This is a genomic window from Paraburkholderia phenoliruptrix (genome assembly GCF_902859825.1).
In the GTDB taxonomy this organism is placed as follows: domain Bacteria; phylum Pseudomonadota; class Gammaproteobacteria; order Burkholderiales; family Burkholderiaceae; genus Paraburkholderia; species Paraburkholderia phenoliruptrix.
Genome location: NZ_CADIKB010000026.1, coordinates 54,996 through 74,781, shown reverse-complemented (window position 1 = coordinate 74,781; position 19,786 = coordinate 54,996). Strand labels below are relative to the sequence as shown.

17 protein-coding genes and 1 tRNA gene are annotated in these 19,786 nt (G+C 64.8%); 9 read left to right on the top strand and 9 right to left on the bottom strand.

Annotated elements, in window-relative coordinates:
- Positions 1-416 precede the first annotated feature (416 nt).
- Together HV711_RS22735 and gloB are read right to left on the bottom strand one after the other, a co-directional pair.
- Positions 417-2,087 (bottom strand): transglycosylase SLT domain-containing protein, encoded by a 1,671-nt coding sequence (locus HV711_RS22735; protein ID WP_035482159.1) that lies wholly within the window; start codon positions 2,085-2,087, stop codon positions 417-419.
- A 156-nt stretch (positions 2,088-2,243) separates the two neighbouring features.
- The gene (gene gloB, locus HV711_RS22730; RefSeq protein WP_035482162.1) at positions 2,244-3,035 is read right to left on the bottom strand and encodes a hydroxyacylglutathione hydrolase; all 792 of its coding nucleotides are present in this window, start codon (positions 3,033-3,035) and stop codon (positions 2,244-2,246) included.
- 18 nt (positions 3,036-3,053) lie between these two features.
- Here gloB and HV711_RS22725 point away from each other — a divergent pair, with 18 nt between their 5' ends.
- From HV711_RS22725 to HV711_RS22705, 5 genes are all read left to right on the top strand, one after another.
- Positions 3,054-3,926 (top strand): class I SAM-dependent methyltransferase, encoded by an 873-nt coding sequence (locus HV711_RS22725; protein ID WP_013589126.1) that lies wholly within the window; start codon positions 3,054-3,056, stop codon positions 3,924-3,926.
- Positions 3,923-4,369 (top strand): ribonuclease HI, encoded by a 447-nt coding sequence (gene rnhA / locus HV711_RS22720; RefSeq protein ID WP_013589127.1) that lies wholly within the window; start codon positions 3,923-3,925, stop codon positions 4,367-4,369. The genes HV711_RS22725 and rnhA overlap by 4 nt, the downstream gene beginning before the upstream one ends.
- A 110-nt stretch (positions 4,370-4,479) precedes the next feature.
- Entirely contained in the window at positions 4,480-5,214 is a 735-nt protein-coding gene (gene dnaQ, locus HV711_RS22715) for a DNA polymerase III subunit epsilon (RefSeq protein ID WP_013589128.1), read from the top strand.
- 48 nt (positions 5,215-5,262) lie between these two features.
- Positions 5,263-5,337, top strand: a tRNA-Val gene (locus tag HV711_RS22710).
- A 500-nt stretch (positions 5,338-5,837) separates the two neighbouring features.
- The gene (locus HV711_RS22705) at positions 5,838-7,715 is read left to right on the top strand and encodes an ABC transporter ATP-binding protein (protein WP_035482166.1); all 1,878 of its coding nucleotides are present in this window, start codon (positions 5,838-5,840) and stop codon (positions 7,713-7,715) included.
- Between the two features lie 72 nt (positions 7,716-7,787).
- Here the strand turns inward: HV711_RS22705 and HV711_RS22700 are convergent, their stop codons facing one another.
- From HV711_RS22700 to HV711_RS22690, 3 genes are all read right to left on the bottom strand, one after another.
- Entirely contained in the window at positions 7,788-8,252 is a 465-nt protein-coding gene (locus HV711_RS22700) for a DUF2214 family protein (protein WP_028363622.1), read from the bottom strand.
- A 145-nt stretch (positions 8,253-8,397) separates the two neighbouring features.
- Entirely contained in the window at positions 8,398-9,252 is an 855-nt protein-coding gene (locus HV711_RS22695) for a hypothetical protein (protein ID WP_015003373.1), read from the bottom strand.
- A 280-nt stretch (positions 9,253-9,532) separates the two neighbouring features.
- Complete coding sequence (locus tag HV711_RS22690; protein WP_013589132.1) at positions 9,533-10,597, bottom strand: glycosyltransferase family 4 protein; 1,065 nt, start codon at positions 10,595-10,597, stop codon at positions 9,533-9,535.
- A gap of 668 nt (positions 10,598-11,265) precedes the next feature.
- On the opposite strand from HV711_RS22690, the gene HV711_RS22685 reads away from it, so the two are divergent.
- The gene (locus HV711_RS22685; RefSeq protein ID WP_049799295.1) at positions 11,266-13,137 is read left to right on the top strand and encodes an ABC transporter ATP-binding protein; all 1,872 of its coding nucleotides are present in this window, start codon (positions 11,266-11,268) and stop codon (positions 13,135-13,137) included.
- Positions 13,138-13,252: 115 nt separating this feature from the next.
- On the opposite strand, the gene otsA is transcribed toward HV711_RS22685, so the two are convergent.
- A complete protein-coding gene (gene otsA / locus HV711_RS22680) occupies positions 13,253-14,719 on the bottom strand; it encodes an alpha,alpha-trehalose-phosphate synthase (UDP-forming) (RefSeq protein ID WP_028363624.1) in 1,467 nt (488 codons plus the stop codon).
- Positions 14,720-14,801: 82 nt separating this feature from the next.
- Positions 14,802-15,551 carry a trehalose-phosphatase gene (gene otsB, locus HV711_RS22675; protein ID WP_028363625.1) on the bottom strand — a complete coding sequence of 250 codons (750 nt, stop codon included), beginning with the start codon at positions 15,549-15,551 and terminating at the stop codon, positions 14,802-14,804.
- Between the two features lie 514 nt (positions 15,552-16,065).
- Between otsB and HV711_RS22670 the strand changes: the two genes are divergently transcribed.
- From HV711_RS22670 to HV711_RS22660, 3 genes are read left to right on the top strand one after another with little or no spacing between them, the layout of a single operon-like run.
- On the top strand, positions 16,066-16,623 hold the full coding sequence (locus HV711_RS22670; RefSeq protein WP_049799296.1) for an SCO family protein: 558 nt from the start codon (positions 16,066-16,068) through the stop codon (positions 16,621-16,623).
- A 9-nt stretch (positions 16,624-16,632) separates the two neighbouring features.
- Complete coding sequence (locus tag HV711_RS22665; protein ID WP_051224390.1) at positions 16,633-17,115, top strand: copper chaperone PCu(A)C; 483 nt, start codon at positions 16,633-16,635, stop codon at positions 17,113-17,115.
- Positions 17,116-17,141: 26 nt separating this feature from the next.
- Positions 17,142-18,062, top strand: coding sequence for a cytochrome c oxidase assembly protein (locus HV711_RS22660; RefSeq protein WP_013589138.1), 921 nt, complete (start codon positions 17,142-17,144; stop codon positions 18,060-18,062).
- Positions 18,063-18,128: 66 nt separating this feature from the next.
- Here HV711_RS22660 and HV711_RS22655 read toward each other — a convergent pair whose 3' ends face one another.
- Both HV711_RS22655 and HV711_RS22650 read right to left on the bottom strand, forming a co-directional pair.
- The gene (locus HV711_RS22655; protein WP_013589139.1) at positions 18,129-18,653 is read right to left on the bottom strand and encodes a GNAT family N-acetyltransferase; all 525 of its coding nucleotides are present in this window, start codon (positions 18,651-18,653) and stop codon (positions 18,129-18,131) included.
- A gap of 314 nt (positions 18,654-18,967) precedes the next feature.
- Positions 18,968-19,726, bottom strand: a complete 759-nt coding sequence (locus HV711_RS22650) for a TraB/GumN family protein (protein ID WP_035482207.1) — start codon at positions 19,724-19,726, stop codon at positions 18,968-18,970.
- Positions 19,727-19,786 lie beyond the last annotated feature (60 nt).

Here is a 19,786-nt window from a genome sequence, read left to right as displayed (position 1 = left end):
GATGAACGGTATGGGAGAGGTAGGCGCTAGGGTGCGGGTTGATAAGCTCAAACCTTGAAATTATAGCCTGAAACTGCCCTTCTCTCCAAATGTGAGATGGCCGGGCGCGCGCGTGGAGGCGCGCATGGAGCCGGCGAAAGCCTTATTGGAGGCGGCTAGCGCTGGGGCAGACCACATCCGCGAGAGGCGATTCGGGATAGCGCCCGGCCGCCACTCGGGCTCATGCGAATCGCCCGACAGGCTCTTACACCGTGGCTCGGCAAGCGGCGCGGCGTGCCGCCGGGTGACAGCTTAGGTGCGCCCCAAATGAAAAACGCCGTCACCACAGGGTGACGGCGTCGAAAAATCCGGGAGTGCGGAGGCTTCTGCGCGGACCGGCACTTCAACCGCCGCCGCGGCGTATCCAAACATCCGGCTTACTTGCTCTTTTTGGTGCTGGCCGCGCTCTTCGTTGTCTTGCTGGAGGTCGAGGCCGACACCTTCGTCACCTTGCCGGCAGGCGCCGCGGACGCTTTCGCTTTACCGGCCTTCGTCACCGGCTCCGACACCTTCACGACAGCGGAATGGCCCCGGCCCTTCCTGGTGTCGCCGCGCGATTCGCGCTTCGAGCCGCTGACGTGCGTGCCGATCTTCTGGACACCGCCGCCCTCGACGTCGGTCGCGATACGCTCCGGCCCCGGCTCGCTCGGAACAGCCTTGCCGACCGGCACATGCAGCACCACCACCTGGCCGCGCGACACGCTGTCGCGATGCGTGCGGTTCCAGGCCTTCAACTGGCCGACGGACACGCCGTAACGCAGCGCGATAGCCGCCATCGACTGATTGCGGCGCACGCGGATCAGCATCTTGCGCGTGTCGGGGACGTCGGGCTCCATCGCGAGCACGGCGCTTTCTGCAACGTCCGCGCTGATGTCCTCGTCGTCGTCCGAACCGCGCGGCACGACGATAGTGGAGCCCGGCTTTAGACGCATACCGACCGGAATCTTGTTCACTTCCATCAGCGTGTCGGCGTCGACGCCGATTTTTTGCGCGATGGCCGCCGGCGCCGAGCGCTCCGTGACCGTGTACGTGGTCCACGACGACAGCGAACCGGAATAGGTTTTCAGATTGCGCTCGAACGCGCTCGCATTGTCGAACGGCAGGAGAATCTGCGGCTGCGTGGCGCCGAGAATGACCGGCTTCCTGAACGACGGATTCAGCGAGCGGAATTCGTCGAGCGACATATTGGCCAGTTTGGCGGCCATGTCCACGTCGATGTCGTGCGACGTGGTCACCGTCACGAAATACGGGTGATTCGGAATGGACGGCAGCGTGAGCCCGTACATTTGCGGGTTCATCACGATGTTCTTGACCGCCTGGAGCTTCGGCACATAGTTGCGCGTTTCGTTCGGCATGCGCAAGCTCAGGTAGTCGGTGGGCAAGCCCGCCGCTTCATTGCGCGCGATGGCGCGCTGCACGTTGCCCTCACCCCAGTTGTAGGCGGCGAGCGCAAGCTGCCAGTCGCCGAACATGTCGTGCAGGCGGGACAGATAGTCGAGCGCGGCGCTGGTGGACGCCAGCACGTCGCGGCGCTCGTCCTGCCACATGTTCTGCTTGAGGTTGTAGGTGCGGCCCGTGCCCGGCATGAACTGCCACATGCCGGCCGCCTTCGCCACCGACAACGCCTGCGGGCTGTACGCCGACTCGATAAACGGCAGCAACGCGAGCTCGGTCGGCATATGGCGCGCCTCGAGCTCCTCGACGATGTGATACAGGTACTTCTGCGAGCGCTCGGTCATGCGCTGCACGTAGTCGGGGCGCTGCGCGTACCAGTTGACCTGCATGTCGACGAGGTCGGTCTGCAAGTCGGGCATCTGGAAACCGCGGCGAATACGGCCCCACAGATCGGCGTCCGCGCTCGTCAGTTGCGTGACGGAGCCCTGGTCGACGTTAATAGTTTGCTTGGCGGTGGCTGTCTTGCGAAGTGCGTCGGCTACGTCTTGCTGGCTGGCGGGATTTGTTGCGGTGGTGGGGCTGACCGTTGTTGGTCCCTGGCTCGCGCAGGCGGCGAGCGTCAGGACCAGCAACGCACTAAAGATAAATCTCATGAACGTCTCGGCTTCCACAAGGGCTGGAATTTGCAGCCGATAGTACGAAACCGCAACGTCTACGTCAATCGGAAATTGACAAAAAAATCAAGCAAATCTAGGGCTTGGCGAATTCTTCCGATTCTTCGCTTGAGGAAAACCCCGAGGCCGACCCGGTCACCTGAAGCGGTTCTTCCATTCGCGCATCAAGGTGAACGCCGTCAGCCGGTCGAAAATTTTCTCGTGCAACTGCTCTTGCAGCGTGGCGTGGACGGCGGGACTGTCGGAGCGCAGGAAAGGATTCACCGCGCGCTCGTGGGCAATGGTGGTCGGCAGGGTCGGCTGATTGCGCGCCCGCAGCTCGCTCGCCTTGTCGCGCCAAGCCTGCAGCTCCACGTTGCCCGGCTCGCAGGCGAGCGCGAATCGAATATTGGAGAGCGTGTATTCGTGCGCGCAGTGAACCTGCGTCGCGCCGGGCAGCGCGGCAAGCGCGTCGAGCGACGCGAGCATCTGGGCCGGCGTGCCTTCGAAGAGCCGCCCGCATCCGCAGGCGAAAAGCGTGTCGCCGCAAAACACGTGAGGCGTGCCGCCGGGATCCGCGGCCTGGAAATACGCAATGTGGCCGCTCGTGTGCCCCGGCACGTCGAGCACGCTGAATTCCAGTGCGGGCTTCGCAATCGTCACCCGATCGCCGTTTTTAAGACGCTGCGTGACATGCGCAATCGCTTCGCCGGCGGGGCCGTAGACGGGAACGGCCTGGCCTTTCAGCAGATCGGCCACCCCGCCGACGTGGTCTTGATGATGGTGCGTGAGTAAAATAGCGCTCAGCCGCCACCCGCGTTTGGCCAGACAGGCGCGAACAGGAGCGGCTTCGCCCGGATCGACGACGACCGCATGGTGCCCGTCGGAAACGACCCAGATGTAATTGTCTTCAAACGCCGGGACCGGTACGTACTCGAGCGCATTCATAGGCGACGCATTTTTGATATGACTGATCGAGCGATTATAGACTGGCCCGCCTGGACGGATTCGCCGCCTGGCCGCTACGTGCTTGAGTGGGAACAAACCCAGCTCGACCGGGTGGTCTCCGACGTGTTCGGCTACCACGCACTGCAGCTCGGCCTGCCGCAGCTCGACGCCTTGCGCGAAAACCGCATGCCCTGCCGCGGGCTGGTGCTCGACGCCGCCAGCGGCGCGAGCGCACCCTACAGTTTTCCGCGCGCAGGCCCGCACGGCGGCCATGGCGGGAACGGAGCGGGCAACGGCATGCACGCGGGGCCGGCGCCCGGCGGCTACGCGCCGCTGCCCGCGCCCGGCGGGCGCAGCGCCGTCTGGTGCGACTTGCTGGATTTGCCTTTCGAAGCCCAAAGCGTCGATCTGCTCGTGATGCCGCATACGCTCGAATTCACGAGCGACCCGCACCGCCTGCTGCGCGAGGCCGAGCGCGTGCTGATGCCGGAGGGTCAGTTGATCATTCTCGGCTTCAACTCGCTGTCGCTATGGGGCGCCCGGCAATCGGTCGGCAAGATGACCGGGCGGCCGTTCGTGCCAGCCGCCGTCGACCTGATCGCCTTCACGCGCCTGAAAGACTGGATCAAGCTGCTCGGCTTCGATCTTGAACGTGGGCGCTTCGGCTGCTATCGTCCGCCGCTCGACAGCGACCAGTGGCTCTCGCGCTACGGTTTCATGGAAGCCGCCGGCGACCGCTGGTGGCCGATCTTCGGCGCGACCTACATGATCAAGGCGATCAAGCGCGTGCGCGGCATGCGCCTCGTCGGGCCGCTGAAGGTCAAAAAACCCGTCCTCGCCGCCGGCCTCGCGCCCGCCGCCACACCGAACACACGCAACCACACTCAATGACAGCGAACATCATCGACATTTATACCGACGGCGCCTGCAAGGGCAACCCGGGCCCCGGCGGCTGGGGCGCCCTTTTGCGCTTCGGCGATCAGGAAAAAGAGCTGTTCGGCGGCGAAGCGAATACGACCAACAACCGCATGGAGCTGATGGGCGTGATCTCCGCGCTCGAAGCATTGAAGCGCCCATGCCAGGTCGTCGTCCACACCGACTCGCAGTATGTGCAGAAAGGCATCAGCGAATGGATTCACGGCTGGAAGAAGAAAGGCTGGGTCACGGCCGCGAAGCAGCCTGTGAAAAATGCGGATTTGTGGAAGCGGCTCGATGCGCTCGTCGCCCAGCATGAGGTGCAATGGCGCTGGGTGCGAGGGCACAACGGCCACCCGGAAAACGAGCGCGCCGATCAGCTCGCCAACCGCGGCGTGGCGTCGCTCGCGGAACTATGACGCCCGGGCGCTTTACCTGCGCTCTTTTCTCTGCGCCATGTACCGCGTCGTCCTCGGCATTTTTCTGTGCTGATTTCCGGCTGCAACTTTTCAGGCAAAGCTAATCCGACATGCGTCAACTCATTCTCGATACTGAAACGACCGGCCTCAATGCGCGCACGGGCGACCGCATCATCGAAGTCGGCTGCGTCGAACTGGTGAACCGCCGCCTCACCGGCAACAACCTGCACTTCTATATCAATCCGGAGCGCGACAGCGATCCGGGCGCGCTGGCGGTCCACGGCCTGACCACCGAGTTCCTCAGCGACAAGCCGAAGTTCGCGGAAATAGCCGACGAGTTTCGCGATTTCATTCAGGGCGCGGACCTGATCATTCACAACGCGCCGTTCGACATCGGCTTCCTGGATGCCGAATTCGCGCTGCTCGGGTTGCCGCCGGTGAGCACGCATTGCGGCGAGATCATCGACACGCTCGCGCGCGCCAAGCAGATGTTCCCCGGCAAGCGCAATTCGCTCGACGCGCTGTGCGATCGCTTCGGCATCAGCAATGCCCACCGCACGCTGCACGGCGCGCTGCTCGACTCCGAACTGCTCGCCGAGGTGTATCTCGCGATGACGCGCGGCCAGGAAAGCCTCGTCATCGACATGCTGGGGGAATCGCATGCCGGCGGCGAAGCGCATGCGCCGCGCGTCGCGCTGGACTCGCTCGACCTCGTGGTGATCGCAGCCAGCGACGAGGAACTGGCCGCGCATCAGGCGGTGCTCGACGGCCTGGACAAGGCGATCAAAGGCACGAGCGTGTGGCGTCTGGAACCTGCGCCCGTGTCGGATGAGCAGGCTGCTTAAAAAGTGCTGGACGAGTCAGGAAATCCCTGACATAATCTCTATCTCTTCGGGTGGTTAGCTCAGCGGTAGAGCACTGCCTTCACACGGCAGGGGTCACTGGTTCGATCCCAGTACTACCCACCAGATTCTTGGTGTGTCGATCACCGAAGACAAAGGGCTTACGCAGCAATGCGTAAGCCCTTTTTCCGTTTTGTCTTTTTTGCTTTGTGTGCTCTGGCTCTGCAAGCGCAAGTGCGGTCAACACCGAAACCTCGTCGTTTGCGGCAGTCAGCCATGCTGATATAGTCGGTTCTCGGGCATTCGCTCCGTCAACTTTCTCCACCTCATCGACTACAGGGAGGCGTCACATGTTCGCAGTGCATATGGCTGTCCCTGACATAGTCCCGCGACGCGTTACTTCGTCGCTCTCTCGTGGCCCGCGGTCGCTGATCCGTCAGTAAGCCGTTGCCCTTCGCGGAGCAGCCCGACAAGGCGCTCCACGCAATTCCAGACAGTCAGTCCACCGCTCGGTACGCAGGCCTATTGCCCGCCGCCGCATTGCCGTTCAGCGGCACGGTCGACTGTCTCTTCATTCTGCTTTTGACTGGAACCCCGCTGCGTCACGCGCACCCGGGTTGTCACACATGACCGGAAAAAAACTCGACTTTCGCGGGCAGGCCTTCAAGGATGTCCTCGGCTTCACCTTCCATCACTGGGCGCAACAGCCGTGGCGGATCGTCGTCATTGCTGCGCTCGTCATGCTCTCCGCCGTGGCGGACGTGCTCACGCCGATGTTCGCCGGCCGTCTCGTCGACGCCATCGCGTCCGGCCCGGCCGCGCGCGGCAGCGCCTGGCACGCGGCCATCACGGCGTTCGGCGTGCTCGGCGCGCTGGGACTCGGCGCGACGCTGCTGCGCCAGGGCATGTACTTCAACATCATCAAGCTGACGCTCAAGATGATGAGCGAGATCGCCGCCAACGCGTTTCATCGCGTGCAACGGTTTTCGACCGACTGGCATGCGAACAGCTTCGCCGGTTCGACGGTACGCAAGATCACGCGCGGCATGTGGGCGCTCGACCTGCTGAACGACACGCTGCTGATCGCGCTCTTTCCGTCGCTGATCATGCTGGTGGGCGCGACGCTCCTGCTCGGCTGGCGCTGGCCGATGATGGGCGCGGTGGTCGGCGTCGGCTCGCTGGTCTACATCGCCGTGACGGTCGCGCTGTCGCTCGGCTACGTGGCGCCCGCCGCGCGCCTCGCCAATGCGTGGGATACGCGCATGGGCGGCGCGCTCGCGGACGCAGTGAGCTGCAACGGCGTGGTCAAGGCCTTCGGCGCGGAAGCGCGCGAAGAGCTGCTGCTTGCGCGCGTGATCGCCAAGTGGCGCGAGCGCACGCGCCGCACGTGGACCCGCGGCACGATCAACGGCGGCGTGCAGGGCGCGATGCTGGTGGCGATCCAGACTGCCATTCTCGGCACCGCGCTGGTGCTGTGGCTGCGCGGCGAGGCGAGCGTGGGCGACATCACCTTTGCATTGACGATGTTCTTCATGCTGCAAGGCTATCTGCGCGAGGTCGGCATGCATATCCGCAACTTGCAGCGCTCGGTCAACGACATGGAGGAACTCGTGTCGCTCGAGCGGCAGCCGCTCGGCATCGAGGATCGGCCGGGCGCCGGTCCCATTGCGATCGGTAAAGGCGAGATCCGCTTCGAGCACGTCACGTTTCACTATGGCGCGAACGCCACCCCGCTCTATCGCGACTTCTGCGTGCGCATTGCGCCGGGCGAACGCGTGGGGCTGGTCGGCCATTCGGGTTCGGGCAAAACGACCTTTATCAAGCTGATCCAGCGTCTCTACGACGTGTCGGAAGGCCGCATCACGATAGACGGTCAGGACATCGCACAGGTGAAGCAGGCGTCGCTGCGCAGCCAGATTGCCACCGTGCAGCAGGAGCCGGTGCTGTTTCACCGCTCGCTCGCCGAGAACATTGCGTATGCGCGTCCCGACGCGAGCCGCGCCGACATCGAGCGAGCCGCGCGGCTCGCCAATGCGCACGAGTTCATCAGCGCCCTGCCGCACGGTTACGAGACGCTGGTCGGCGAGCGCGGCATCAAGCTCTCGGGCGGCGAGCGTCAGCGGGTGGCCATCGCGCGGGCATTTCTCGCGGACGCCCGCATCCTGATCCTCGACGAAGCCACGTCGAGCCTCGACAGCGAAAGCGAAGTCCTGATCCAGCAGGCTATGGAACGGCTGATGGTGGGCCGCACGACGCTCGTCGTGGCGCACCGGCTGTCGACGGTGCGCGCGCTCGACCGCCTGCTCGTGCTCGACAAGGGCAAGGTGATCGAGGAAGGCACGCACGAAACGCTGATCGGTCTCGAAAACGGCGTGTACCGGCGGCTTTTCGAACGCCAGGCGCTGGAATTGATCAAGGGTCTCGGCGAAGCGCCGCTCGCGCACGAAACGCGGCGCATGCGCAGCGCCGCAATCGACGATTCGAGCTTGCTGGTCGGCAAGTAAGAACGGCAGCGAGGGCACGCGTCGGGCGCAAGCGCGTATCGCCGCAAGCGCTTTGCGCGGACGCGCCGCCGGTCACACCACGCCGGAAGGCAAACCGATGCCGCGCGCCATGCCCGTCGCCGCGAACACCATCAGCACCAGCAAGACGGTCTGAATCACGCTCAGGTGCGCATAACGCCGCGCGTGGTGCAGGTCCGGCGCCTCGCCCTTGCGGATCGACGCGCGCCAGCGCATCAAGGCCAGCATCGACGGCACTTCCAGCACGATGATGATGACGAGCAGCGCCATCTTCACGTGAAAGAGCGGCTCGTGGATATAGTAGTCGGCGCCCTTTTCGTAAGGACCGAAAAGCCGCAGCAGTCCGGTCGCGACCAGCACCGCCGCGGACAGCCCCCAGCGCGTGTCGGCGCGGAACACCGAGCGTAGCGCGGCCGGCACCGCCGCGCGGCGCAGCGACCACGTGCGCCGCAAGATCGACGCAAGCGCAAAGCCATAGGCGAGCAGATGAAGAGCGGCAAGTAACCAGCGAACCAGCATAGCGACTCCTGCAAACGACACGGCACATCGATTGTTATCACTCGCCCGCCATCCGGCGCGGGCGGCATCTTCATTTCATTATCGGCCAGGGCTTACTTTACAACGCGCTCGCCAGTCGCAGCGTGTGACCGACTGCACACAGCGCTCACGCTTGCCGCAAGGTGCTGTCGAGCGCGCGTGCCGCCACGCGGTCGCCTTCGGTCGTCAACGCGGCGCGAAATACCGTCTGCCTGTTGTGGCCCGCCGCAGCCGGCGAATCCCATAGCAACTCGATCTTCGGACGCCGCCCGAATGCGGCACGGGCAAGCGACGGCGCACCGGTCGAGCGCGGCGCCGCGGCCGTGGCGAGCGTGTCGCCCGCGGCATGGAGCGCGACCATCGGCGTGGGCGGCGCCGCAGACCGCGTGCCTGGAGCGTCCGCCCAACGCACCGAGAGCTCGCGGGCGTCGTACTGCCCCACCTTGCGACGCTCGGCCCACACGCTCACGGTCCGCGTCAGCGGATCGAGCGAGACCGCATAGCGCCCGATTGCAAAACGGCGCGCGGCAATGTTGGTGCGCCACAGCGCGCGCGGCCGGCAGATCCACAGAACCGCCGCATAGAGCGCGGGCGCGGCCAGCAGCCAGCCGTTCGTCGCCGCCACTGTTTGCGCGGCGCGGCGCCAGCCGGCACTGACCGCGAACGCACTGACGATCCAGATGGCGAACACCAACCCGAGGAAGGCGAACAGACGCAGCGTTTGCCGCAGCCACTGCGGCAACGGATGGAACGGCCGCTCGGCAACCGCGCGCGCGCCGGGCAAAAAGATCAGCAGGAACAGGAAGACGAGGTTGATGCATGCCCACGGCGACGACGCCATGGCCGACAGCGATGTCGTCAGATTCATCTCCGACATCGAAAACAGCCAGCGGGCGAGGAGCACGAGACCGATGGCGCGCAACGCGAAAATCGTTCCGGCGCCGGGCGCGGCATTCGCACGCGTCTCTTTCGTTCTCGCCAAGGCATCCTCCTGTCGTCGGCGGCGCCGCAGCCAAATTTGCGGCACGGCCATTATAGGGATATTACGAATCTCGGCTCGCTGCGGGGGCCGCGAAACACTCAGTTTGCATCGCAGAAAGCAAAAAAACGCGGCGCGGATGCAACAACGCCCCGCGAGCGGCTTGCACGCGGGGCGTTGCGGGCGGCCGGCGAAGCGCCCAAAGGGCACTTTATCCGCCGAACCTGTTGGCTGCGACCGGTCGTTTCCGGTCTCGCACGCTTACTTTGCGCTCGGTTCGCGCTTAGTTCGCATTCACTTCGCGCAGCACGGTGCGGTGCTTCTGACGCAGCAGCTCTTCATACGTGGCGACGTAGTTGCGCGCCATCACCTTCGACGAGAAGCGCGCCTCGAACGCCTCGCGCACCTTCGCGCGCGGCAGCGCGTGCAGACGCTTCACCGCGGCGACCGCGCTGATTTCGTCTTCCACGACGAAACCCGACACGCCGTTCTCGATCACTTCCGGCACCGAACCGCGATTGAACGCGATCACCGGCGTGCCGCACGCCATCGCCTCGATCATCACGAGGCCGAACGGCTCCGGCCAGTCGATCGGGAACACCAGCGCATGCGCGTTGCCGAGGAACTCACGCTTTTCGGCTTCGCCGATTTCGCCGATGTACTCGACGTGCGGCAGCGCCATCAGCGGCTTGATCACTTCTTCGTAGTACGCGCGGTCGGCCTTATCGATCTTCGCGGCGACCTTGAGCTTCATGCCTGCCTGGCCGGCGATGCGGATCGCGCGGTCGAGGCCCTTCTCCGGCGAAACACGGCCGAGGAAAGCGAGGTAGCCCGGCTCGACATTCGGGATCGGCTTCAGCACGTCTTCCGGCAGGCCGTGATAGACGGTCTGCAGCCAGTTGGCCTGCGGCAGCGGAATGCGCTGGTTGTCCGAGATCGACACGACCGGCACGTCCTTGAACGTGTTGAAGATCGGTTGCAGTTCCGGCAGGTCCAGACGTCCGTGCAGCGTGGTCAGGAACGGCACCGGCTGGCGTGCGAACAGCGAAAACGGGTAATAGTCGATGTGGAAGTGCAGCACGTCGAACTCGTCCGCGCGGCGGCGCACTTCTTCGAGCAGCAGCATGTGCGGCGCCATTACGTCGCGGATGGTGGGGTCAAGGCGCAGCGCTTGCGGCCAGAACGCTTCCAGCTTTGCCGAGGTTTGCGAATCGCCGCTCGCAAAGAGCGTGACGTCGTGGCCCTGCTCGACCAGCGCTTCGGTCAGATAGGACACCACACGTTCCGTACCACCGTACAGCTTGGGAGGAACCGCCTCGTGCAACGGAGCGATTTGAGCGATTCGCATAATGGAGAACTCCTCGTAAAAAACCGGCAAAAGTACTGCGTTTGGTAAAAGCGACTCGCTTGCTCGCCAGGGCAGTCGGCCGGACAGGCCGGCGCAGGCCTGATTCTCTCGAGATATCCTGCGATAGATCGCTTCAGTCTAAATAGCCCGGACGATGATCACCGCCCATGCCTGTGCGGTAAACGCACAGGCGTGCACGACGTTGACAAACTGTCAGAAATTTCGGCAGGGCTTACAGCGCATGCATTATCAATGCCGGAAGTTACGCTGCGCCACAGCATTTCAAAGTCTTTACGTTGTTACAAGGCGGATACACTTTGCAAACCCTTGTTTTGCAAGACAGTTCTACAGTAACCACTGGTCGGCGCGGCCGCCTCGTATGGGCTCGCCGGCTGCGTTTTGTAAGTTCGTGCATGAGGCTTGCCGGCACCCGTTGAAAAGACTCCAGCAGCCCGGCTGAATGCAATTTGTAATTATATCCCGAAATATTCCGCAAACCGCGTGAACCCCTGCCGCCGCCACCGGTCGAGCTAGAGGTAGATCGCGGACGTCCATCGCGACATCAATCGCGCCAAAAGCCCGGATACATAGGGCGCAATCGCCGTTGCATGTTTACAATGCGAAGCATTGGCTTCGCCACGGAACTTTTCGCGTGGCCCGTGCCTTGCATGCACACCCCCGAACCACACCGACCTCTCGCTCAATTGGAACATCTGACCATCGCCCAGCGCAACGCCCAGAACGCAAAGCTCGCGAGCTATGCGCACAGGCCGCTTGCGTTCCTTTTCCGCTTTATCCGCCGCCATCCGCTCGCTCATGCGACCGTGCTGTGCAGCGTGATAGCGGCCGTGGGCTGTGCGCTCGCTTCGCAGTACGCGATCAAGCATCTTATCGATGTGCTCGGCACCGGCCGGCATCATCCGGGTCCGCTGTGGGGCGCGTTCGCGATCCTCGTCGGGCTGATCGCAGCGGACAACCTGCTGTGGCGGGTCGGCGGCTGGGTGGCGGCGCACACGTTCGTGGCCGTGACCGGTGACCTGCGGCGCGACCTGTTCCAATACCTGAGCGGCCATTCGCCGACCTACTACGCCGAAAAGCAGCCGGGCATGCTGGCAAGCCGGATCACCGCAACCTCGAACGCGGTCTACACGGCCGAGAACACCACAGCCTGGAACGTGCTGCCGCCGTGCATCGCCGTGCTCGGCGCGATTTTCATGATCATCGCGGTGAACCCGCTGATGGCGGGCGGCCTGATGCTGTGCTCGGCCATTCTGTCGGTGGTGCTCTACAAGCTCGCCGGCCGCGGCTCGGTGCGCCATCACCATTTCGCGACCAAGGCGGCGTCGGTGGACGGCGAACTCGTCGACGTGATCAGCAATATGGGCCTCGTGCGCGCGTTCGGCATGACCTTTCGCGAGCAGCAGCGGTTCGGCGCGACGGTCAAGGCGGAAATGGACGCGCGTCAGCAGAGCCTGCTCTATCTGGAAAAGCTGCGCCTGCTGCACGCGGTCATCACGGCGCTGCTCTCGGCGGGCCTGCTCGGCTGGGCGCTGGTGCTGTGGGATCAAGGCAAGGCGACCTCGGGCGACATCGTGCTCGTCAGCTCGCTCGGCTTCACGATTCTGCACGGCACGCGCGATCTGGCGGTCGCGCTGGTGGACGTGACCCAGCACGTCGCGCGTCTCGCGGAAGCCGTGCGCACGCTGCTCGAGCCGCACGGCATGCCCGATCGCGACGGTGCGACCGAACTCGTGCCGCAAGGCGGGCGCGTCGACTTTGAAGGCGTGACGTTCGCCTATCCGCGCCGCCGGCCGATCCTCGATCATTTCGACCTGCACATCGAACCGGGCCAGCGGGTTGGACTGATCGGCAAATCGGGCGCGGGCAAGTCGACCGTGCTCGCCCTGCTCCAGCGTTTCTATGAGACGCAAGGCGGCGCGATCAGGATCGACGGCCAGGACATCGCGACCATCACGCAGGACAGCCTGCGCCACGCGATCGCGCTGGTGCCGCAGGACATTTCGCTGTTCCATCGCACGGTGTACGAGAACATTGCGTATGGCCGTCCCGAAGCGAGCCGCGAAGAAGTGCTGGCCGCGGCGCGCGAGGCGCGCTGCACGGACTTTATCGAGGCGATGCCGGAAGGCTTCGACACGATTGTCGGCGACCGCGGCGTGAAGCTCTCCGGCGGGCAGCGCCAGCGCATTGCGATTGCGCGCGCCATCCTGAAGAACGCGCCGATCCTGCTGCTCGACGAAGCGACCTCGGCACTCGACAGCGCCTCGGAAGAAGCCATCCAGAAGGCGCTGGACCGCCTGATGGTGGGCCGCACCGTAATTGCCATCGCGCACCGCCTGTCCACGCTGCATAACTTCGACCGCATTATCGTGATGAGCGCCGGCAAGGTAATCGACGACGGCAGCCCCGAAGAATTGCGCCAGCGCCCCGGCCTCTATCGAGACCTGCTGTCGAAGCAATACGGCAAGGGCACAACGCTGCACATCGGCGGCAAGAAGGTCGACGAACAGCATGTGATCTGAGCGGCCGCGCGTCGCACCGAAGCGAGGAGCGCGTCAGCAACGCGCCGGGATCGCCCAACGAAAAAGCCGCTGTCAAGCGGCTTTTTCATTTCAGCTGCGCCGCGCACGAAGGCGGCTAGCCCTCGCTCGCCAGAACCTCGCGCGCGCTTTTCTTCCCCACTCGGGCGCGCGAGCGCGCACTGCCGGTGCGCGTTGCACCATCGGTGCTCTGCAGATCGCGCATGAAGTTGTCGCGCCAGACCGACACATTGTTCTCCCGCAATTGCGCCATCATGCCGCGGTGACGCGCCTGGCGCTCCGCGAGCGGCATGTCCAGCGCCGTCGCGAGCGCATCGGCCATTCCGTCGATGTCGACCGGATTCACGATCAGCGCGCCGTCGAGCTCCTGCGCGGCGCCGGCAAAGCGCGACAGCACGAGCACGCCGGGATTCTCGGGGTCCTGTGCCGACACGTACTCCTTTGCGACGAGGTTCATGCCGTCGCGCAACGGCGTCACGTAGCCGACGTGCGCAGTGCGAAACAGCGCGGCGAGCACGGAGCGCTCATATTGCTTGTGGATGTAGAGAATCGGCGTCCAGTCCAGCTCCGCGAAGCGTCCGTTGATGCGGCCCGACTCCCCTTCCAGCTGCAGGCGGATGTCCTGATAGGCGTGCATGTCCGCGCGCGTGGGCGGCGCGATCTGCAGGAACGACACCTTGTTGCGCTGCGCGGTGGCGTGTTCCAGCAGACGCTCGAACGCGCGAAAACGCTCGACGAGTCCCTTCGAATAATCGAGGCGGTCCACGCTCATGATCAGCTTGCGCGAATGCAGCGTCGCTTTCATCGTGCGCACGGGCTTGCCGCGTTCGCCCGCTTTCGCGAGTTCGGCGATCTCGTCCGGATACACGCCGATCGGATACGCCGCGGCGCGCAATGTACGGCCAAACGCGTGAATGGCGAGCGGGCCGGCAGCGGATGGCTCGACCGTGCCGTTCGCCTCGTTGACGATGTAGTCGCAAAACGCGCGCAGATCCGGCGCCGTCTGAAAGCCGAGCAGATCGAACGAACACAGAGCTTCCACGAGCTCGCGATGCGGCGGCACGGCGAGCAGCACTTGCGACGCCGGAAACGGAATATGCAGGAAAAAGCCGATGCGATTCTTTACGCCCGCCGCGCGCAGTGCCTCGGCGAACGGAATCAGGTGATAGTCGTGGACCCAGATCACGTCGTCGTCGCGCAACAGCGGCACCAGTTGCTGCGCGAGCCACGCATTCACGCGGCAATAGCCGGCGAAATCATGCCGGTCGTAATGCAGCAGATCGGCCCGATAGTGGAAAGCCGGCCACAGCGTCGCGTTCGAGAAGCCGCGGTAGTACTGGTCGTAGTCGCGGCGCATCAGCGCAATGGTCGCGAACGTCACGGGGCCGCGCTCCTCGACCTTGATCTGCGGCTGGCCGGAGCTCAGCACTTCGCCGCTCCAGCCGAACCACATGCCGCCGGTTTCCTTCAGCGCGTCATACACGCCGACCGCGAGACCGCCCGCCGCCGGGCCGCCCTCCGAGATCGGCGCAACCCGGTTCGAAACGATAATCAGTCGGCTCATGAAGCGCTGTCCCCGATGTAATGCGTCGTTGTCGCGCTATGTCGTGCGCGTTGTAAGCGTTGCGGCGCCGGCGAAGCAAGCGTCATGCGCCACGCGCGGCCGCGACCACTGTCTGCAGCCAGTCGAGCAGCGCGCTCACCGAGTCGAGGCGCGTGCGCGCCGTGGTCTCGCCCGCGCCGACCTTGATGGACAGCCCGTCGCGCTCGTTGACGACCGCAAAGCCCTTTTCGTCGGTCAGGTCGTCGCCGGCAAACACCGCCTTGCGTCCGACGAACGGCGGCTCGTCGAGGAACGCGCGCAGCGCGCGGCCTTTGTCGACATCTTTCGGCTTGATCTCGTAGACCATCTTGCCCGGCTGCAGCACGTACGAGCTCGGGTAGTCCGCGACGAGCCGCTGGGTCGCCTCGCGCGCCGCCGGCTCGCGGTCCGGCGCGTTGCGATAGTGCAGCGCGAGCGCCGCGCCCTTGATTTCGAGCAGCATGCCGGGGTTCGCGTTGACCACGTCGGCGAGCACCTGCTCCATACGCAGAAGCCGCTCATCGTGAAAGCCGATGCGTTGCGTGTCGCCATTCGCGTCGCGCCGCTCGGCGCCGTGCAGACCGGCAATCGGCAAATCGGGCATGCCGAGAAAGCTGTCGATGCTGTCGATGCCGCGACCCGACACCACCGCGACCGCCCCGTTCGTCAGGCGGCGCAATTCGCTCAGCAGGTCGATCACGCGGGGCTGCACCTGCACGCCGTCGGGCGTAGGCGCGAGTTCGACGAGCGTGCCGTCGAAATCGAAGAAAAACGCGGTCTCGCTCGGAGACAGGAAAGCTGGAAGTGCGTGCATCGGTCAATTTGCCTTTCGGCCTGTACAGCCGGAAAAGTGTGCGCATCTTACCGCGCATCCACCAATTTTTCGAGAAACGAAGCCGCGCCGACAGCGCCAAGGCGCGGCGGCGCCGCTCGATCAGAGCGCGCTCGCCCGCATTGCGTTCAAAACGGAAACGATCCGGCTTCAGTCGGCTTTCAGCCGCGTGCGTCAAATTGCCTCGCAAACCGCGCGCCCGTCGGCTGCGAGCGACGCCCTCCGGCAATTTGCGATACAGTCGCAGCCACACGAGACTTTGGCGTTACGACGATTTTTGTCCACTATCGCGAACCGCACGCTTTGCGAGGCGCGCGCCTTGACGGCGTCGGAGCGCACGCGCGGCGGCAAGTGCCGCTCTTCAATCGAGTCATGGATATCTGCTTTGTTCCCGACCCTCTCACTGCGACGGCTGCAACCTGACCCGGCGGCATCGCGCCGCGCCGGAACGACGCGCCGGCTGGCGTCGGCGGTCAGGGCGGGCGCGCTCGCCGCCATGGTCGCGCTGGCGGGCTGCACGAATGCCGGGCCGCCCTGGCATTTGACCAACGTGAGCGGCCATTTGCCGGACCTCGACTTCTCGCTGACAGGCGACGACGGCCGTCCCGTCACGGGCGCTTCGTTCCGGGGCCGCGCGTCGCTCGTCTATTTCGGCTACACGCATTGCCCCGACGTCTGTCCCGAAACCATGGGACGGCTGATGGAGGTGCTCGCCAAACTGGGCCCCGACGCGCAAAAGGTGCGCATTCTCTTCATCACTGTCGACCCCGCGCGCGACACGCCGCAGGCGTTACACGACTATGTCGGCGCCTTCGACTCGAAGCATGCCGAGGGGCTGACCGGCACCGACTGGCAGATCGAGTCGCTCGCAAAGCGCTACCGGGTTGCGTATCAGATGGAAAAGCGCGACCCCAGCGGCAATTACGAAGTCACCCATAGTTCCGCCGTCTACGTTTTCGACGCCCAAGGCCGCGCGCGCCTGCTCGCGACCGACAACGACACGCCCGATGCCATTGCAGAAGACCTGCGCCGCATCGTCGATCAACGCTCCTGACCATTGACCATGACTTCTATCACGAACCACGTCCGAACTCTGTCCGCGCGTGCGGGCGCATTGGCCGGCGCCCTTGCCCTCTCGCTTGCCTTCGCGAGCAACGTCCACGCGGCCGGCGCGCAGGCGATCACCGCCAAAGACGCGTGGGTGCGGTGGCTGCCGAACAACCTGCCGGCGGCCGGCTACGTGACGCTCGTCAATGCCGGCGACAAGCCGGTCGACCTCGTCGACATTTCGAGCAGCGATTACGGCGACGCGATGCTGCATCAAACGGTGTCGAACGGTTCGTCGCAGAAAATGGTGATGGTCGACAAGCTCACGGTGCCGGCGCACGGCCAGGTGGCGATCGCGCCCGGCGGCTATCACGTCATGCTCGAAGATGCGAAGCACAAGATCGCGCCGGGCGACACGGTGCACCTGAAACTGAAGTTCTCCGACGGCGCCACGCTCGACACGCCTTTCGCCGTGAAGTCGCCGGCGCAGACCAAGTAAGCCCGACTGTGCCACTGTCCGCAGCAATGAACCTGCTCTACTGGCTCGATCCCTGGGAATTTTCGCCGACGGTTGTGCTCGCGCTGCTTGTGCCTGCCGTATTGTTCGTGCGCGGCGCGGGCCGGGCAAAGGTATCGATGGCGCGGCGCATTGCCTTCTGGTTCGGGCTTGTGGCCTTGTACGTCGCGTTGCATACGCGGCTCGATTATTTCTTCGAGCACGAGTTCTTCATGCATCGCGCGCAGCATCTCGTGCTGCATCACCTTGGACCGTTTTTTATCGCGCTGTCGTATCCTGGCGCCGCCTTGCGCGCGGGCATTCCGTTCAGCTGGCGGCAACGCTTCGTGCGGCCCGTGCTGGCCACGCCGGCCGTGCGCAAGCTGCTCGATGTCGTCATGCATCCGGTCGTCGCGGTGGTGCTGTTCGTCGGGCTCATCTACTTCTGGCTGATGTCGCCCATCCATTTTGTCGCGATGCTCGACTGGCGGCTTTACCGCGTGATGAACTGGAGCATGGTGATCGACGGCCTGCTGTTCTGGTGGCTCGTGCTCGATCCGCGGCCCGCGCCGCCCGCCCGTTTGTCGCCCGGCAAGCGTGTGCTGGTGGTCATCGCCGCGATTCCGCCGCAGATCGTCCTTGGCGCGTTTATCTTCTTCACGCCGCACGAGCTCTATCCGATCTACTCGATCTGCGGCCGCGCGTTCACATGGCTGAGCCCGATGCGCGATCAACAGATCGGCGGGCTGCTGCTGTGGATTCCCGGTTCGATGATGAGCGTGATCGGCGCGCTCATCGCGCTGCGTCACTGGATGCGCTTGTCCGCCCGCGGTCGCCTGCGCGGTGAGCGCCGCGCGATGGCGCGGGGAGCTGCGCGGGCCGACGCCAACCGCGCAACGAATGCACTCGCCGCGAGAACCGCCTCGTCAACCGACACGAGCCGCGGCTGATGCGCACCATGATGCACGACTCCCGCGGCGCTTGAATCTGCGTCGACGTAAAGGCCGTGGGCCCCTTCAGGCCGAACGCATCCAGACGTGCGGAATGCCGTCTTCTTCGTGAATCTCCGAGACAGGCTCGAAACCGAACGCGCCGTAGAAACGTTGCAGATGCGCCTGTGCATGCAGGCGAACCGGCGTGCCGGGCCACTGCGTGCGAATGTGCGCGATCGCGCGCTCCAGCATCGCGTTGCCGAGGCCGATGCCGCGAAAGGCCGCGGTCGTCAGCACCCGGCCGATGCGGATATCGGCGTCGTCGGCGTCGGGCAAAAGCACGCGCAGATAGCCGGCAAGCGGCGGCCGCGTCGTGAGCGCCGCCGTTCGCGCGGACTCACCGGCGGGGGCACCGAATGCGAGCAGATGCCACGCGTCGAGGTCGAGCCCGTCGATATCGCCATACAGGCAGTTCTGCTCGATCACGAAGACTGCGCTGCGCGCGGCGAGCATGGCGTAGACCTCGGCGCTCGTCAGTTCGTCGAACGCTTTCCAGCGCCATTCGAGTGCCGCGAGGCGCGCGGCGGCGGTTTGCTGCGGTTCAGTCATGAGAGGATTTTCTTGTAGAGTCGCGCCGTTGCAAGCAACAGCGCGACAACGGCGAGGCAACGAGCCAACGCTCACGGCTCACGGCGACGACGCCGTGATGCGGCGCGCGGCATCCGGATGGTGCTACGGTTATTCAGGAAACCGCGTGATTTTACGCGCCTCGGCAAGATCGCCGCTGGTTCTCGCGCCGCTTTGTTGCACAGCTTCGTTGCACAGTTTTGTCGGGCAGCTTTGTGACCCAGCTTCGTTGCGCCGCTTTCTGGCGCTGCTTTGTCGCGCCGTTTCGTCACGCAGTCACTCCCGCCGCTTCCGCCCTACTCGCTTTCGAGCACCGGTTGCACAGGCCGCGCGAGACGTTCGACGAGATTCCCCGGTCCACACAGATGCAGTGCGCCCATCACCACCAGCGTGCGCTGCGCTCGCGGAAACAGGTTTTTCACGCGCTCGGCCCACAGGCGATTGCGCGTATCCAGCATCGCGCGCCGGATCTCGGGCAAAGCGAACATCGGCGATTCGACAGCAATGCGATGCACGGCCGCGAGATCGCCCTCGAGCCACGCCGCGTGCATGCGCTCGAGCGTGCGCTGCGGCTCGCCGACGTCCTGCATCAGCGCCGCGAGCGCGGCGGCGACGACATCCGGCGGAATCGACTCGAGCGCGTCGGCGACTTCGCCCGCCGTCTCCAGATACTCGAAAGGTTTGCCATGCACAAGCGCCCAACGCAGCATGCGCGGCTCGACGCCCTCGACGAGCTGCTGAAAAAGCGTCGGCGCGACGATCAGCGCGGCCCACGGCCTGAGATCGGCGAGCGGCGCCAGCGGGCCTTCAGGCGGCCATGCGGCTTGCAGACGCGTCCACGCGTCGGCGGAAAGAAGCGCGTGCAGGCGTGGCACGCCGCCGGCGGAATCGGCTTTCAGGAAAGGCAGGATGGTCGGCGGATCGGATTCGAATATCAGCGTTTCGGCCCAGTCATAGGCTTCGTCGACCCAAGGCGGCGTTCGGCGGCTCGCAGCGGGAAAGAGATGCATGGAGCCAAGCAGGCGCACTGTCGTGCCGGGAATGTGCAGATACATGCGTGTCGGATGGCGAAGGGCGAAGAGCAAAGCCGCATTGTGCGCCATGTCGTCGGCGTG